This is a genomic window from Winogradskyella poriferorum, from assembly GCF_036553625.1.
GTDB lineage: Bacteria > Bacteroidota > Bacteroidia > Flavobacteriales > Flavobacteriaceae > Winogradskyella > Winogradskyella poriferorum.
In genome coordinates, this window is sequence record NZ_JAZHOU010000001.1 from 229298 (window position 1) to 246874 (window position 17577).

Below are 17577 nucleotides of genomic sequence, written 5' to 3' on the forward strand. Positions count from 1 at the left end.
CTTTTATGTAGTTAAGGTTAACTCGCAACACTAAAGGCTTCTTTTATATGTTTTACTTCTACTCCAATATCTCCAGCACCTATTGTTAAAACAACATGTGCATCAGAAACTTTAATTTCATCTATAATAGCTGACTTAGAAATCAGCTTTTTATTTAAATTTTCAATTTTACCTAACAGCCACTCCGACGTTACTCCTTCAATTGGCAATTCTCTTGCTGGATAAATATCTAACAGCAGTATTTCATCGAATTTTGAAAGACTTTGTGCAAAACCATCAACAAAATCTCTGGTACGACTATATAAATGCGGCTGAAATATTGCCAACACCTTTTTATCAGGATACATTTCGCGCACCGCTTGATGCACTGCATTTATCTCTTCAGGATGATGTGCATAATCATCAATAAACACAAAATCTTCAGTTTTAATCTGGTATGTGAATCGTCTTTTAACACCCTTATAAGATGCTAAACCCTTGGCGAGCTGGTTGTAAGGGCAACCGTAGTCAGCAGCCATCGCCAAGGCGATCATTGCATTCGACAAATTATGTCTACCAGGTAGGTTAAATTGAAAATCTTTATGTGTTCCGCTAGGTGTTTTCACATCAAACACATAACTGCCGTTTATTATTCTAATATTTTTTGCGCTATAATCAGCGTTGTCATCCACTCCGTAAGTAATGCCTTTTAATGGTAATCCGTTTTTCACAAAAAGCTTACCATGAGGTTTTATACATTCTGAAAATTCTTTAAATGTCTTTGTAAGCTCATTTGCATCACCAAAAATATCGAGGTGATCTGCATCCATTGAAGTGATGCATGCCAAATCTGGTGATAAGGTTAAAAAAGAACGATCGAATTCATCTGCCTCAACTACTGTAACTTCAGTACCATTTAAGATTAAGTTAGAGTTGTAGTTTTCGCTAATTCCACCTAAAAATGCTGTAACTGGTGCATTACACTCATTCAACAAATGCCCTAAAATGCTTGTCGTTGTGGTTTTACCATGTGTTCCTGCGACAGCAAGACATGTCGTTTGCTTGGTAATTTCGCCAAGTACTTGAGAACGTTTATACACCTTGAAACCATTATCCTTAAAGTAGTTTAACTCGGAATGGCTTTTTGGAATTGCTGGTGTAAACACAACCAAAGTCGTTTCTTTATCTAAAAACTCTTGCTTTACCTCAGTAATACTATCATTAAAATGAACTTCAACACCCAATTCTTGCAAACCCGTTGTAATATCTGAAGGTGTTTTATCATAGCCAGCAACTTGTTTTCCGTTAGCCACAAAATAACGTGCCAATGCACTCATACCGATACCACCAATACCGACAAAATAGATGTTATTTATAGCTTTTAGATTCATTTATTTTTTCAATAATTTCTCAACTTCATCAACAATATCATTGGTTGCATTCACCAATGCTAAGGCTTCAATATTTTTACTTAATTCTGTCTGTTTTTCTTCATTAGTAATTAATTCAGAAAATTGCTTCTGAAAGTCATTATCTAAATTACTCTCCTTTATTAAAATCGCTGCATTTTTTTCCGCGACAGCAAGGGCATTCTTTGTTTGATGATCTTCAGCAACATTTGGAGACGGGATAAAAATGGTTGGCTTACCAACAATACATAATTCCGATACCGAAATTGCACCAGCTCTAGAAATAATAACATCTGCAGCCGCATATGCCATATCCATATTATTTAGAAAGGCATGTACCTGAACATTTTTTAATTCTTTATGTTGCTTGTATCTATCATAATATAACTTACCACATTGCCAAATGAGCTGTACGTTATGCTCTTCAAAAAAGTCGAGATTCACCTCAATCAACTCATTGATACGTCTTGCACCAAGACTACCGCCTAACACCAACAATGTATGTTTACTATGAATAAGACTGAAAGCATCTTTACCTTCAATATGTTTTCCTTTTACAGCTAACAAATCCTTTCTTATTGGGTTACCAGTAAGCTTTAATTTTTCTTTTGGAAAGAACTTTTCCAAGCCATCATAAGCCACACAGATCGTATCTACTTTCTTACCTAACAATTTATTAGTAATTCCTGGATATGAATTCTGCTCTTGTATTAAACACGGCACACCTTTGGCAGTTGCCATTTGTAATAGCGGTCCGCTTGCAAAACCACCTGTTCCAATTACTACATCAGGCTTGAAGGTTTTAATGATTTTTCTAGATCTCAATAAGCTTGTCATCAACTTAAAAGGGAACATTAAATTCTTCAGCGTCAGTTTTCTTTGAATACCTGATATCCATAGTCCCTCAATTTTATAACCAGCCAGTGGTACTTTATCCATTTCCATACGGTCAGAGGCACCAACAAATAAAAATTCAGCATTTGGATAACGCGATTTTAATTCGTTAGCAATAGCTATGGCAGGATATATATGACCTCCTGTTCCACCACCTGACAATATGAATTTATAGTTGCTCATTAAATTGTTTCACTTAAAATATCTAAAGGATTATCACCTTCTAAAACTTCATTTTCTTTTATTTCTTGACGCTTTGCACTCACACTTAATATTATTCCTATTGCCATACAGGTCATCCAAATGGACGTACCTCCACTACTTATTAATGGCAATGTTTGTCCTGTAACAGGAAATAATTCAACTGCAACAGCCATGTTAATTAACGCCTGAAACACAATTGGCAGACCAACACCTAATACCAACAACATTCCGAAAGTGGTATCAGCTTTTTGCGAAACCACAACAATTCTAAACAACAACCATGAGTACATTATCAATAAAAATATACCACCAAACAGACCGTACTCTTCAATGATAATTGCGAATATGAAATCTGATGACGATTGTGGTAAAAAGTTTTTTTGAACACTCTTCCCTGGACCTAATGGCTTTATACCTGTTGCAATTGCAATTTTTGCTTTTTCAATTTGATAGTCTTCTTCAGTATCTTCACCATTTGCAAAATTTTCAATTCTGCTCATCCATGTATCTACACGATTTGGCATGGCATCTGGAAATGCTTTTGCTACCAAAATAAACATCACTAAAGCCAACAAACCTGAACCAATTATTACTGCGAGATACTTTATTGGATAACCACCTATGAAGGCCAGCATCATTACCATAGTAAAAATGATTGCTGTTGTAGAAAAATTAGCAGGAAGAATGAGAATTAGAACAAAAAAAACAGGTCCCCAAAGTGGTAAAATAGTTTCTTTAAAACTTACACTTTTCTCTCTAATCTTTGAAAGGTATCGCGCCACGTAAACCATTAAAACAACTGCCGCAAATGTTGATGTCTGAAACGACATATTTACAATTGGAATTTGTATCCAACGGCTTGTGTTTGTGCCTTGACTGTTAGTTGAACCTTGTAAAATTGTGATTAAAAGAAGTACTAAAACCACAGGAATCAACACCATGGAAAGCCCTTTGAAATACCTATACGGAATTTTATGAACCGCATACATTATTGCAAAACCTAAAGAAAGATGCATAAAGTGTTTCACAAAAAAGGAAAAAGTATTACCTGTACCACCAACATATGCCAAATTACTAGCAGCACTATAAACTGGTAAAAATGAAAATATCGCCAATAGTGTTGCTATTGCCCATATTGCTCTATCTCCTTTTATTTGTGAAAAAATATTTTGCACGCTTAACCTTTTATCGTTGCCTCCCTAATTCAACGTTTTAAAATTTTATAAGTTTCTCACAGCATCCTTAAATTGACGTCCACGATCCTCATAGTTTTCAAACAAATCGAAGCTAGCACATGCTGGTGACAACAACACATTATCTCCTGCTTCTGCCACCTTATAAGCTATTTTAACAGCTTCGTTCATATATTGCGTTTCTACAATAACATCTACCATATTACCAAAAGCTTCGATTAGTTTTTTATTATCCACACCAAGACAGATAATCGCCTTCACTTTTTCATTTACAAACTGAAACAATTCTTTATAATCATTGCCTTTGTCAACACCTCCAACAATCCAAACTGTAGGCGCATCCATGCTCTCTAATGCAAAATATGTTGCATTAACATTTGTAGCCTTAGAGTCGTTGATATATTGTACTTTATTAATTTTTAGGACATGCTCTAAACGATGTTCTACCCCTTGAAAGTTCTCTAAACTCTCTCTTATAGTTTGTTTTCTTATTTTTAACAAGTGCGCTACCGTAGAAGCAGCCATAGCGTTTTTAACGTTATGTTTTCCTTCTAATGCTATGTTTTCTGTTGGCATAATTATATTGTTGTTATCTATTGTTATTATTATTTTATTGTCTTTATAGTATGCACCTTCTTCGATTTCTCTTATTAGTGAAAAAGGCAACTTTTTAGATTGAATCTCATGGTTTTGCAACCAGTCTGTTATAACCTCATCATCTGCATCATAAATGAAATAATCAGCTTCAGTTTGGTTTTCTACAATTCTAAATTTTGAAGCGATATAGTTTTCAAACTTATAATCGTAGCGATCTAAATGGTCTGGCGTTATATTGGTTAAGACTGCGATTTTGGGTTTAAAATCATGAATGTCATCTAACTGAAAACTACTCACTTCCAATACGTAATTCTCATGATTTTTCTCCAAAATTTGCTTAGCAAAACTGTCTCCAATATTTCCTGCCAATCCAACATCTAACTCTTGTTTCAACAAGTGATGCGTTAGTGTCGCAGTTGTTGTTTTACCATTACTACCTGTTATTGCGACCAATGTGGCATCTGTATAGTTTGAAGCAAATTCAATCTCAGAAACCACCTTAATACCAGCATCTCTAATTTGTTTCACCAAAGCCACCTTATCTGGAATACCAGGACTTTTCATTACGATGTCTGCATTCAGAATTTTAGATTCTGTATGCTGTTCATCTTCAAATTCAATCTCATTATTTAAAAGAACGTCTCTGTACTTTTCTTTAATTTTTCCTTTGTCGGACACAAACACATCATATCCTTTTGCTTTTGCTAAAAGTGCTGTACCTACACCACTCTCTCCTCCACCAAGAATCACGAGCCTTCTCATTACCTAATCTTCAATGTCACTATAGATATTATGGCTAATAGGATTCCTACAATCCAAAATCGTGTGACTATTTTACTTTCGTGATATCCTGATTTTTGATAATGATGGTGTAATGGAGACATCTTAAAAATCCGCCTGCCTTCACCATATTTTTTCTTTGTGTATTTGAAATAACTCACCTGCATCATTACCGATAAGTTCTCAGCTAAGAAAATCCCGCATAACACAGGTATTAGCCATTCTTTTCTTACTGCTATTGCTATTACAGCTATGATTCCTCCAATAGTTAAACTCCCTGTATCACCCATAAATACTTGTGCTGGATAGGCATTGTACCACAAGAAACCGACGAGCGCTCCCACAAATGCTGCAATGTATATCGTTATCTCCTCCACCTGAGGGATATACATGATGTTGAGATATTTAGAAAAAATGATATTACCAGACACCCAAGCAAAAATTCCCAAAGTCAATACAACAATGGCCGATGTTCCTGCCGCCAAACCGTCTATACCGTCTGTAAGATTTGCACCATTGGATACAGCCGTTACTATGATGATACTCACTAACACGAAGATGATCCAAGCGTAACCTTCAAAATCTGGACTTATCCATGTGATTAAATTGGAATAATCGAACTCATTATTTTTTACAAAAGGAATCGTTGTTTTTGTTGACTTTTCAGCCACATCAAACAATTGCGCTTCAGGTATATTAGGATTTTCAGCCAACAATTCTTGTTGTTGCTGAAGCGGTAATTCTTCTTTTATGGTTACATCATCATGAAAGTACAAAGTCAAACCGACGATAAGCCCCAAACCAACTTGACCTAAAACTTTAAACTTTCCTTTTAGCCCTTCTTTATCATTTTTGAATTTTTTGATATAGTCATCAATAAACCCAATGGTTCCCATCCATAGTGTCGTAATTATGAGTAGAATGATATAAATGTTTTCAAGTTTAGCTATTAATAATACAGGAAGTAACGTCGCTAGGATAATTATAAGTCCACCCATTGTTGGTGTACCTGCTTTTTCAACCTGACCTTCTAAGCCTAAATCGCGTATGGTTTCGCCAACTTGCTTTTTACGTAAAAATTCTATAATACGTTTACCATAAATAGTAGAAATTAACAATGACAAAATAACTGCCATTGCCGCTCTAAAGGTTAAGAACCCAAACAGTGATGCTCCAGGAAATTGGAATTGTTTTTCTAAATATTCGAATAAATAATATAGCATCTACTTCTGTAATTGTTTTAAAAATTCTTGTACTGTTTTATAGTCATCAAAATCAAAGCGTTCACCTTTAATTTCCTGATACGTCTCGTGTCCTTTACCTGCAATTAGGATGATATCTTTAGCTTCCGCCATTTGACACGCTGTTTTTATTGCCTGTTTTCTATCTGTAATTGATAATGTTTTTTTGAAATTTTGAGGCTCAACTCCTTTTTCCATATCCTCAATAATCGTCTCAGGAACCTCACTACGTGGATTATCACTAGTAAAAATCACTTTAGTGCTTAATGCTGAAGCAATATGCGCCATCTTTGGTCGCTTAGTCTTATCCCTATCACCACCACAACCTACAACTGTAATTAACTCTTCATTTTTAGTACGAATACTATTTATGGTTTCAAGCACATTTTTTAGAGCATCTGGTGTATGTGCATAATCTACAATTGCAGTAATTTTTTCTTCTGAAATGAAATACTGAAAACGGCCAGACACATTATCTAACTCGCTAATCAACCTTAAAATTTCATCTTTTTCTAAGCCTAATAATTCCGCAGCTCCATATATTGCCAGAATGTTGTAAGCATTAAAACTGCCAATAAGTTTTGTCCATAGTTCGCTGTCATTCACTTTTAACAACAAACCACTAAATTCGTTTTCTAAAATCTGCGCTCTGTAATCTGAATAATTCTTTAAAGCATAGGTGTATTTCTTAGCTTCGGTATTCTGAAGCATTACCAACCCATTTTTATCATCCATATTAGACAATGCAAATGCATCTTTTGGTAAATGATCAAAAAACGCCTTTTTTACATCTCTGTATTCCGCAAATGACTCGTGGTAATCTAAATGATCGTGTGATAGGTTGGTAAAAATTCCACCAGCAAACTTTAAACCTTCTGTTCTGCTTTGATGAATACCATGCGAACTCGCTTCCATAAAACAAAACTCCACACCTTCATCATTCATAAGTTTTAGATACTTATTGATGGTTAACGAATCTGGTGTTGTATGGGTTGCTTTATATTCGGTATTATCAACCATAATTTTTACGGTTGACAACAATCCCACCTTATAACCTGCTTTTTTAAACAACTGATACAACAAACTCGTTACTGTTGTTTTACCGTTAGTACCCGTAACACCTACTAGTTTTAAGTTTTCAGAAGGATGCTCAAAATAGTTGGCAGCCATAAAAGCCAAAGCTTGATTAGAATTTTCAACTTCAACATACGTAATTCCGTCTTGCAACGTCTCTGGTAACACCTCACAAACAATAGAGGTCGCACCATCTTTTATTGCTTTTTCTATATAGTTATGACCATCTGCTAGTGTTCCTCTAATTGCAATAAACACATCATCAGTTTCAACCTTGCGAGAATCAAATTCTATTTTGTTTACAGTAGTACTTGTGCTACCCACAACAGCATTTATAGTAACCTTATACAATATGTCTTTTAAAATCTTCATGATGCCTCTAGAACAATTGTTTGATTAGGTTTTAATTTTTGATGCCTCTCAATAGACTGGGATTTTACTATTCCACTACCCTTTAATTTTACTTTAACATCTACCTGAAGATTTTCTAATAAAGCAATAGCATCCATAGCTGGCATTCCCACAACACCAGGCATTAACTCCTTATACTTATTTACATTATCGAAATAACTTTCATAATCTTCATTAACGAGCTTGCTCTTATAATCTAATGTCTTTACTTCATCAATTAATGGTGTATCCGTATATATTTTTTGCGCTATACGCTTAAAAACAGGACCTGTAACATCTGCTCCATAGTAACCTACTTTTGTACTCGGCTTATGAATAACCACTATACATGAGTATTTAGGATTATCTGCAGGAAAATAACCCGCAAAAGACGACACGTACTTTCTATCCTTTCTCCATTCTTCGTAATTTGCATAATCTGTACGCGCAGTACCTGTTTTTCCTGCCATAGAAAACGTTTCTGAGTACATATTTTTTCCAGTACCACGAATCACGATATTTTTAAGAATATCTTTTATCTCTAAAAGGGTTTTATCTGAACAAATCTTATCTACCAATACTTGTTTTTCAAATACCTCAACATCCTTATCAAAAGACTTTACGGCACGAATAAACCTAGGCTTAATCATTTCTCCTTTATTCGCTATAGCGTTATAAAACGTAAGCGTTTGCAAAGGAGTAATCGCCAAATTATAACCATAAGCCATGGATGGCAAAGCATTTCTACTCCAGTTAGATTTACCTGGTTCTGGAATATTTGGAATCCCTTCCCCTTGAATAGGAATATCTAATGAGTCGTTAAGTTTCCAACGTTTTATATGATTGATAAACTTCATTGGATTCTTAGCATAATTATCATCTACAATAGTTGCTAAACCAATGTTTGAAGACACCTCCAAAGCTCTAGCCGCAGAGATTTTACCAAATCCTCCATGATGAGAATCACCTATAGTTCTACCATAGAAATACTTTGTCCCTTTTTTAGTATCTATAACAGTTGATGTATCGACCACTTTATCTTCTAGCGCAGCCATCATAGCCATCACCTTAAAGGTACTACCTGGCTCATGAGACTCATAAACTGCATAATTTCTTTTTTCGTAATATGTTCCTTTAGAGGTTCTTGCAAGATTTGCTATTGCTTTTATCTCACCTGTTTTCACCTCCATTACGACCACACAACCATGCTCTGCTTCGTAAGTTTCCAACTGTCTCAAGAGTGAATGATGCGCTATATCTTGAATATTAACATCTATAGTAGTGTACACATCGTAACCATCTTGCGGTTCTACCTGGTCAAAATCGGCAATTGGTTTCCATTGCCCATTTCCTATTTTTTGCTTTAAGCGTTTTCCTTTAACACCTCTTAAATATTTTTCACCAAAAGCACCATCTATACCTGCTCTAGCCGTATCACCATTGCTATCGACACGCTCATAACCTATAGATCTTGCAGCTATTTGTCCCATTGGATGCTCTCTTCTGGTTGTCTGTTCAACGATTAAACCACCTCCAATAGCACCTTTGTTAAGCAATGGAAAATTTCTTAATCTTATATAGTCTGAATAGCTAATATTTCTTGCCAAAAGAAAGTATCTGTTTTTATTTCTTCGTGCTTTACGAATAATATCTTTATAATAACTTGCTGATTTACCTTTGTAAGCTGAAAGTGAATCTGCCAAAGCACCAATATGCTCATCAAAAACGGCTTGCTGAGCTTGCACTGCATCAAGTCTTATATCGTACTTAGGTATAGACGTAGCCAACAAACTTCCATCAGCAGAATAGACATTACCTCTGTTGGGCTCAATATCAAAATCCTTTACTGTACGTTTTTCTGCCAATTGACGGTACTCTTCTCCTTGGATAAACTGAATACTAACCAACTTAAATACCACAGCTAAGGCAAACACAAACATGCTGCCTGCCACAAAGTACAATCTGTTTAATATGTTAGTTTCTGTTGTTGCCAAAGCTTAATTTTCAACTGATGATTTTACCTTAATTTTTGTTGGTGAAATCTCAGAAATTTGGATTCCTTTATCCGCTACTTTTCTTATTATGGTCGACTCCATTTTTAATCGCATTAACTTTGAACGACCATCAACAAATGCAGATCTTAACTCTTTTACTTCATTATTTAACTTTGCAATCTCATGCACTTTTTTATCGGCACTATGAGAACTGGCAATCATTATAATGGCTAGGAACGAAATAAAAATGATGATGCGCCAATTTTTAAACGAATCATCACTGATTAGAAACTTACCTCTTAATATGCTGTAGATACTTTTCTTCATATTTTTTCAGCAATTCGAAGTTTTGCACTTCGTGCTCTATTGTTCATTTTTATTTCCGATTCCGTCGGCACAATTAAACCACCTACTTTCTTTAATGGCACTTCAAAATTGCCAAACACATCACGCTCTGGCTCTCCTTCAAACATTCCATTTCTTATAAAGCGCTTTACCAATCGATCTTCTAATGAGTGATAAGAAATAAAACTTAGCCTTCCACCTTTTTTTAAAATCTCTGGCATTTGCAAAAGCAACTCCTTTAAAACTTCAATCTCTTGATTCACCTCTATTCTTATCGCTTGATATATTTGAGCTAAAACCTTATTCTCTTTTCTATGATTCAAAAACCTCTTCAATACTAACTTTAACTGCTCACTCGTTTCAATAGGCGCATCCTTACGTTCCGAAACTATCACTCTTGCCATTGCAGGCGCTTGTCTTAGCTCACCATATTGCAACAAAACACCTCTTAATTGCTCTTCCTCATATTCGTTGACGACTTCATAGGCAGACAACTTATTATCCTGATTCATTCGCATATCCAGCTTTGCTTCAAATCGAGTTGAAAACCCTCGTTCGGCAACATCAAATTGATGCGAAGACACACCAAAATCCGCCAACACACCATCAACCTCCTTTACACCATAAAACCTCAAAAAGCGTTTGATATACCTAAAGTTTTCATTGATAAGCACAAAACGCTCATCATCAATTTTATTAGCTAAAGCATCTTTATCCTGATCAAATGCATACAACTTTCCTTCATCACCAAGCCTAGATAAGATTTCTCGACTATGTCCACCACCACCAAATGTGACATCTACATAAACGCCATTTGGCTTTATATCTAAGCCATCAACGGTTTCTTTGAGTAAAACTGCATTATGATATTCCATTGTCATCATCATCTTGTCCCATTACTTCTTCTGCCAAATCCGCAAAATCAGAGGCAGCATCATCAATTGCTTGCTCATATTTATCCTTATCCCATATTTCAATGATGTTTACCGCAGAAGCCAGTACTACTTCTTTTGTAATTCCGGAGAAACCAACTAAGTCTTTTGGAATTAATAAGCGACCTGCACTATCAACCTCCACAACCTTAACACCTGCAGTAAAACGTCTTATGAAGTCGTTATTCTTTTTCTTAAAGCGGTTAAGCTTATTGATTTTCGCCATCAATGCATTCCACTCAGACATTGGATACAACTCCAAGCAAGGCTGAAACACAGCACGCTTAAGCACAAAACCATCTTGCAAAGCAGCAGACATTTGCTTTTTTAGAGCAGCAGGAACCATTAACCTCCCTTTTGCATCTGCTTTACACTCGTATGTTCCAATAAATGAATTCAATACCCTTGATTTTCCACTTTAACGTTTAAGAATCAAATATATTGAAAATTTTACCACATTTTACCACATACTCCCACTTTTGTTGATAAGTTTTGAGTTGTTGAATTAAGAAAAACCAAAAAGCACAGTGAAATAAACCTCTAGCGCTTCAATTTTGAAGTGGTAATTATTAACAACATTCAGTTACAAAAAATCACTTCAAAAGCATTCAATAGCAATAATTGTATTTGTTTTAAAAAGGATTTAGTTATATTTGTTTTTAACACTAAGCACTGATATTATAGATGGCACACCTTTTAAAAAAAGAAAAGGATTATAGATATATTGAAGTAGGAGAAGGCACACCAATTATAGTGCTTCACGGTTTAATGGGAGGTTTAAGTAATTTTGATGCTGTAACTGGTTTTTTCAGTAAGAATGGGTACAAAATTATCATTCCAGAACTCCCAATCTACACAATGTCGCTTTTAAAAACCAACGTTAAAAGCTTCGCAAACTATCTGAAGGATTTTATAGAGTTTAAAGGCCTAGAAAATGTTATTCTTTTAGGAAATTCTTTAGGTGGACACATAGGACTATATCACACAAAATTATATCCCAAAAAAGTTAAAGCCCTAGTAATTACTGGAAGCTCTGGCTTGTATGAAAGCGCAATGGGAAGTGGCTATACAAAGCGCAGCGACTATGAGGTTATAAAGAAAAAAGCTCAAGATGTTTTTTACGATCCTGCTGTTGCTACAAAGGAAATTGTAGATGAGGTTTACGAAACTGTAAACGACAGAAATAAACTTGTAAAAACCTTAGCAATTGCTAAAAGCGCCATAAGGCACAACATGGCAAAAGACTTACCTAAAATGAATACACCAACTTGTATTATTTGGGGTAAGAACGACAACGTAACTCCACCTGAAGTCGCAGAAGAATTCCACGAGCTTTTACCAGATTCTGATTTATTTTGGATTGATAAATGTGGGCACGCAGCAATGATGGAACATCCTGAAGAATTCAATAAAATATTGAATGATTGGTTAGAATCAAGAGCTCTATAAAAAGAGGTTTCTACTCTCACAAAAATTGTCATGAAAATAAAATCAGCTGAGTTTGTAATGAGTAATTCTGAAGTGGCAAAATGCCCTAAGAATCGTATTCCTGAATATGCCTTTATCGGACGAAGTAATGTTGGTAAGTCATCTTTAATCAACATGCTTACTGACAGAAAAAGTTTAGCAAAAACCTCTGGACGACCAGGAAAAACGCAATTAATAAATCATTTTATCATTAACGATGAGTGGTATTTGGTTGATTTACCTGGCTATGGTTATGCCAGAGTTTCAAAAACTTCAAAAAAGAAATTTCAGAAATTTATAACCAATTATTTTGAGCAAAGACAACAATTGGTTTCTGCTTTTGTTCTTGTTGATATCAGGCACAAGCCTCAAACTATAGATTTAGAATTTATGCAATACTTGGGTGAAAATGGCATTCCGTTTGGAATTATTTTCACCAAAGCCGATAAGCTAAAACCAAACGCTATAGATAATCATGTTGAAGACTATTGCAAAGAACTTTTAAAAACCTGGGAAGAGTTACCTCCTTATTTTATTACATCATCTTCTAAAAAGATAGGTCAGGATGATGTTTTAAACTTTATTGATGCTACCAACGAAGAGATTGAAGCTTTAAAAAAAGAATAAGATTAAACTTTTATATTTTTCTTTTCTGTAGAAAACTGATTAACAAAACTGCTATTATTCCAGCTATTATTGTACTAACAACATTTTTCAATTTAATCTCAGTAAAAGAAAAGTCATACTGAATTAAAAGACTAGAAAGTACAAAAACAACTAAAAAAATTAATTTCCCTTTATTTGTCATAATAAAATTGATTTAAGTTTTTACATCTAGAGCATCTCTTAGAGCATTACCTACTAACATAAATGCCATTACCAAAAGCATAATACAAACTCCTGGTATTAATGCTAAATACGGTTTACCTAAAATTATGTAATTATAATGATCTTTAATCATAGCACCCCAACTAGCCATTGGTGGCTGTGCTCCAATTCCTAAAAAGCTCAGTCCACTTTCAATAAGTATTGCTGCTGCGAAATTTGCTGCGGAAATTACTATTAAGGGTCCAAATATATTAGGCAAAATGTGTTTTGTTATTATTCTGTAATCTGTATACCCTAAGGCTCTTGCTGCTGTAACGTACTGCATCTCTTTAGCGCTTATAATTTGCCCTCTTACAACTCTTGCTACCTCAACCCACATTGTTAAGCCAACTGCAATAAAAACTTGCCAAAAGCCTTTTCCTAATGCCAAGGTTATTGCTATGACCAAGAGTAGTGTTGGAATAGACCATGTGACATTTATAATCCACATAATCACAGCATCTACCTTACCTCCATAATATCCTGCCAAACTTCCCATCAGCAAACCAACTATCAAAGAAATAAATACAGCAATAAAACCAATAAAAAACGAAATACGAGAGCCAATTAAAATACGGCTTAAATAGTCTCTTCCATATTTATCTGTACCAAAACCAAAACTCCGATTTTCTATAAAAGGCTTGTAATCTGAGTTAGGAAAACGATCTAAATTTATCTGCTTTTCTATACCTTGAAGACCATCTGAAGCATATTCAACATAGCTTAGTTTATCATCTTTTACAGTATAAGATTGAATAGGAATTTCTGTATCTGTATTATCAGAACCGAAGAACAACTTAGATAAAAAACCTTGTTCAGATTCAATACTCGAGGGTAGTGTCAACATCCGTACTTCAAATCCAGGTGGTTTTGAATGAATAGATAAATGCATTTGATTGGCATTCTTGGAAGCATCTGGCGCAAATAGATATGCAAAAACCGAAACAAGCCCTATGCAAATAATTATCCCTAAACTGAAAACGCCCCAAAAGTTCTTTTTAAACTTTTGAAGCGCTAATCTTGTGAGAGAATTGCTTTGGTTTCCCATCAATATTTTAATTCTTTACCTCAGCTACTTTATTTTTTATAGCATAGGTCATTTTTAAATCGTGTAAAACATTTAAAGCTTCCTCTATATAAACATCTTTAGCCAAACTTTTATGCCAACGATCACGTTTTTCTTTAAGTATAGAATCCTCATCCATCAATTCAACTTCATAAGGTAAGGAACTAAAGGTTAAATTAGTTTTGTATTCAGATAGTTTTTCAAAGCGTTTTGCTTCTTCCTCGTTAAGCTCCATTTCCTTTTTGTAGTTCTCATAATTTAAAGAATAGCTTTCACGATCTCTTATTTTCTTCACCCATTTGGCATTATCATCAATTAGTTTCAACTGCTCATTAGCAGCCATTCTAGCTTTGCTTTTTTCGATAGTTGTATCGTAATCAAAATAATTACCCCAAACTTCATAATCTACCGCATCAATCTTATCCCAAGGTAATGGGTTTTCCTGATCTTTTTCACCTATATCAATATAGCTATATCTGTCTGGTACTACTACATCACTTTTAACACCTTCTAACTGAGTAGAACCGCCATTAACTCTGTAGAACTTCTGGGTTGTAAACTTTAAGGCACCCAAATCTCCATTAGAATTATTTCTTACTAATCGATTTAAATCTAATACGTTCTGAACTGTTCCTTTTCCATAAGTTTGCTTACTACCAATAACTATGGCTCGCTTATAATCTTGCATTGCAGCAGCTAAAATTTCTGAAGCAGATGCTGATAGCTCATTCACTAAGATTACTAAAGGACCATCCCAAACTATAGATTTATCTCTATCTTTTAATACTTCTTTTGGTTGCCCAGCTTCTTTTACTTGCACAACAGGACCTTCTTCTATAAACAAACCAGCGATATCTACTACTGTTTGTAATGATCCACCTCCATTGTTTCTTAAATCTAGGACTAAACCTTCAACACCTTCTTGTTTTAACCTTATGATTTCTTGTTTTATATCTGAAGCTGCATTGCGTTTATTGTAGTTTTCAAAATCCACATAAAACTTTGGAAGGTTAATCACACCAAATTTCTTATCACCTTTTATTACAGTTGAAGATTTCGCATATGTTTCTTCCAATTCTACAATATCTCTGGTAATTGAAATATCCTCAATTGTACCATCAACTTTCTTTAAGGTTAAAACCACAGTAGTTCCTTTTGGGCCTTTTATCAACTTAATAGCATCATCTAAACGCATCCCGACAACATTAACAGGTTTTTCTTCATCTGATTGACGCACTTTTAAAATCTGATCACCAACCTCTAGCTCATTTGCTCTCCAAGCAGGACCACCACTTATAATTTCGTTTACCATTATGGCATCCATTTTCTTTTGCAGCCTAGCTCCAATACCTTCAAAGTTTCCAGACATAGCTACATCAAATCGGTCTTTATCTTCTGGCGCAAAGTAGAATGTATGCGGATCAAACTCTTCAACTATAGCATTGATGTATACTGCAAACCAATCTTTGCGCTGCCTGTCATCAATAAAGTCGTAAAGCTCATCTAGAGAACGCTTAGTTGCTTCTCTTGCTTCCTCTTCAAGCTCTGTTAAAGATTTTTTATTGTCTTTAGAAGACTTTTCATTTTGAGCAGAAAAAACACTTTCTGGAAGTGTATTTGCTTCCATGTTTGTATCTCGTTGCGAAATTGCATCATCATAATTAGCTATTGTTGAAAACTTAAGTTGTTGTCTCCAACGTTCCTTCATTTCGCGCTTATTTTTTACGTACTTTAATTCTTCGTAGTCCGCAGTATAGCTTTCATCTTTGGTAAAATCGAACGGTTTTTCTAAAATCTCAGCATAAATGGCTTTAGATTCTTCAATTCGTTTTAACAAACGCTCGTGAGTTAAATTAAAAAACGCCACGTCATAATCTTTAAGCTGATCATCTAATTGCGTTTTATAGGCTTCAAATTCCTTTATATCAGATTCATAAAAATAACGCTTAAATGGATCTAACTGATTAAGATAATCTTCAAAAACGTTTTCAGAGAAACTATCATTCAAATCTTGTGGATTAAAATGTCCATTATCTAAAACATATGTGATTAACTGAATAAGCAGTTTATCTTTATCTGGATTATCGTCGAACTTCTTACTTGTGAAGCTACACGAAGCAAAAGCAATTAAGAATGCTAACAATAAAAACTTATAATTCCCTTTCATCTTTCTAATTTTTCTAATTACAACAAGTAGGTAATGATTATTTTCACTAAAATAGAAGAAAAAATCATGCCATAAAAAATCACGGCACTAATTTTTTGTTAAAGGTACAAATACTTCTACTTCTTATGGTTTTTAGTATTTTTACGCTATTCAAAACCTCAATAGCACCATGGCAAAACGAGCTCTAATTTTAGTTACCAACGATGATGGCATTACTGCTCCTGGCATAAGAACGCTTATAAGTGTAATGAACACTATAGGCGACGTCGTTGTTGTTGCGCCAGATAGTCCGCAAAGTGCTATGGGACATGCTATTACTGTAAACTCGACGCTTTACATTGAAAAAGTGAATATTGATGGTAAGCAACCTGAATACAGCTGTTCTGGCACACCTGCTGATTGTGTAAAATTAGCTGTTAGAGAAATTCTGGATCGTAAACCAGACATTTGTGTTTCTGGTATTAACCATGGTTCTAACTCCTCTATCAATGTCATTTATTCTGGCACGATGAGTGCTGCTTTAGAAGCTGGTATTGAAGGGATTCCGGCAATTGGTTTTTCACTTTTAGACTATAATTGGAATGCTAATTTTGAGCATTGCAAGTCTTTTGTTGAAACTATTACCAAACAAGTTCTAGAACACGGTTTACCAGATGGTGTGGTACTGAATGTAAACTTACCCAACCTTGACAAAAAAGATATTAAGGGTATAAAAGTTTGCAGGCAAGCACGTGCCAATTGGGTTGAAGAATTTGACAAACGTGTTAATCCTATGGGCAGAGAATACTATTGGTTAGCTGGGAAATTTGTAAATATGGACAATGGTGAAGATACTGACGAATGGGCTTTAGAACATGGTTATGTTTCAATTGTTCCTGTTCAGTTTGATTTAACTGCGCACCACACTATTCAATCCTTAAATACTTGGAAATTAAATTAATTCCTATACCGAATGACATTAACATCAACTAAAAATAC

Annotated in this window: 15 protein-coding genes; 3 read left to right on the plus strand and 12 right to left on the minus strand. The window is 34.8% G+C overall.

The window, feature by feature from the left end; all coding sequences use genetic code 11:
- Positions 1-17 precede the first annotated feature (17 nt).
- The 10 genes from murC to mraZ are packed head-to-tail and all read right to left on the minus strand — an operon-like array spanning position 18 to position 11432.
- Positions 18-1370: a UDP-N-acetylmuramate--L-alanine ligase gene (gene murC, locus V1468_RS01150; RefSeq protein ID WP_331808428.1), complete on the minus strand. Its 1353-nt coding sequence runs from the start codon at positions 1368-1370 to the stop codon at positions 18-20.
- Positions 1371-2465 (minus strand): undecaprenyldiphospho-muramoylpentapeptide beta-N-acetylglucosaminyltransferase, encoded by a 1095-nt coding sequence (murG, locus tag V1468_RS01155; RefSeq protein WP_331808429.1) that lies wholly within the window; start codon positions 2463-2465, stop codon positions 1371-1373. It lies immediately after the preceding gene.
- A complete protein-coding gene (locus tag V1468_RS01160; RefSeq protein WP_331808430.1) occupies positions 2465-3661 on the minus strand; it encodes an FtsW/RodA/SpoVE family cell cycle protein in 1197 nt (398 codons plus the stop codon). Before V1468_RS01160 ends, murG begins: the two co-directional genes overlap by 1 nt.
- 45 nt (positions 3662-3706) lie before the next feature.
- Positions 3707-5038 (minus strand): UDP-N-acetylmuramoyl-L-alanine--D-glutamate ligase, encoded by a 1332-nt coding sequence (murD, locus tag V1468_RS01165; protein WP_331808431.1) that lies wholly within the window; start codon positions 5036-5038, stop codon positions 3707-3709.
- Entirely contained in the window at positions 5038-6279 is a 1242-nt protein-coding gene (gene mraY, locus V1468_RS01170; protein ID WP_331808432.1) for a phospho-N-acetylmuramoyl-pentapeptide-transferase, read from the minus strand. Before mraY ends, murD begins: the two co-directional genes overlap by 1 nt.
- Positions 6280-7743 carry a UDP-N-acetylmuramoyl-L-alanyl-D-glutamate--2,6-diaminopimelate ligase gene (locus V1468_RS01175; RefSeq protein ID WP_331808433.1) on the minus strand — a complete coding sequence of 488 codons (1464 nt, stop codon included), beginning with the start codon at positions 7741-7743 and terminating at the stop codon, positions 6280-6282.
- Positions 7740-9701 (minus strand): penicillin-binding protein, encoded by a 1962-nt coding sequence (locus V1468_RS01180; protein ID WP_331809332.1) that lies wholly within the window; start codon positions 9699-9701, stop codon positions 7740-7742. Before V1468_RS01180 ends, V1468_RS01175 begins: the two co-directional genes overlap by 4 nt.
- A 57-nt stretch (positions 9702-9758) precedes the next feature.
- Positions 9759-10082 (minus strand): FtsL-like putative cell division protein, encoded by a 324-nt coding sequence (locus tag V1468_RS01185; protein ID WP_331808434.1) that lies wholly within the window; start codon positions 10080-10082, stop codon positions 9759-9761.
- A complete protein-coding gene (gene rsmH, locus V1468_RS01190) occupies positions 10079-10975 on the minus strand; it encodes a 16S rRNA (cytosine(1402)-N(4))-methyltransferase RsmH (protein WP_331808435.1) in 897 nt (298 codons plus the stop codon). Before rsmH ends, V1468_RS01185 begins: the two co-directional genes overlap by 4 nt.
- Positions 10962-11432, minus strand: coding sequence for a division/cell wall cluster transcriptional repressor MraZ (gene mraZ, locus V1468_RS01195; protein ID WP_076617928.1), 471 nt, complete (start codon positions 11430-11432; stop codon positions 10962-10964). The genes rsmH and mraZ overlap by 14 nt, the downstream gene beginning before the upstream one ends.
- 284 nt (positions 11433-11716) lie before the next feature.
- Here mraZ and V1468_RS01200 point away from each other — a divergent pair, with 284 nt between their 5' ends.
- Complete coding sequence (locus V1468_RS01200) at positions 11717-12481, plus strand: alpha/beta fold hydrolase (protein WP_331808436.1); 765 nt, start codon at positions 11717-11719, stop codon at positions 12479-12481.
- A 30-nt stretch (positions 12482-12511) separates the two neighbouring features.
- On the plus strand, positions 12512-13126 hold the full coding sequence (gene yihA, locus V1468_RS01205; RefSeq protein ID WP_331808437.1) for a ribosome biogenesis GTP-binding protein YihA/YsxC: 615 nt from the start codon (positions 12512-12514) through the stop codon (positions 13124-13126).
- A gap of 193 nt (positions 13127-13319) precedes the next feature.
- Here the strand turns inward: yihA and V1468_RS01210 are convergent, their stop codons facing one another.
- Both V1468_RS01210 and V1468_RS01215 read right to left on the minus strand, forming a co-directional pair.
- Complete coding sequence (locus tag V1468_RS01210) at positions 13320-14414, minus strand: ABC transporter permease (RefSeq protein WP_331808438.1); 1095 nt, start codon at positions 14412-14414, stop codon at positions 13320-13322.
- Positions 14415-14421: 7 nt separating this feature from the next.
- Complete coding sequence (locus V1468_RS01215) at positions 14422-16599, minus strand: carboxy terminal-processing peptidase (protein WP_331808439.1); 2178 nt, start codon at positions 16597-16599, stop codon at positions 14422-14424.
- Positions 16600-16768: 169 nt separating this feature from the next.
- Between V1468_RS01215 and surE the strand changes: the two genes are divergently transcribed.
- Positions 16769-17539, plus strand: a complete 771-nt coding sequence (surE, locus tag V1468_RS01220; protein WP_331808440.1) for a 5'/3'-nucleotidase SurE — start codon at positions 16769-16771, stop codon at positions 17537-17539.
- Positions 17540-17577: the final 38 nt, after the last annotated feature.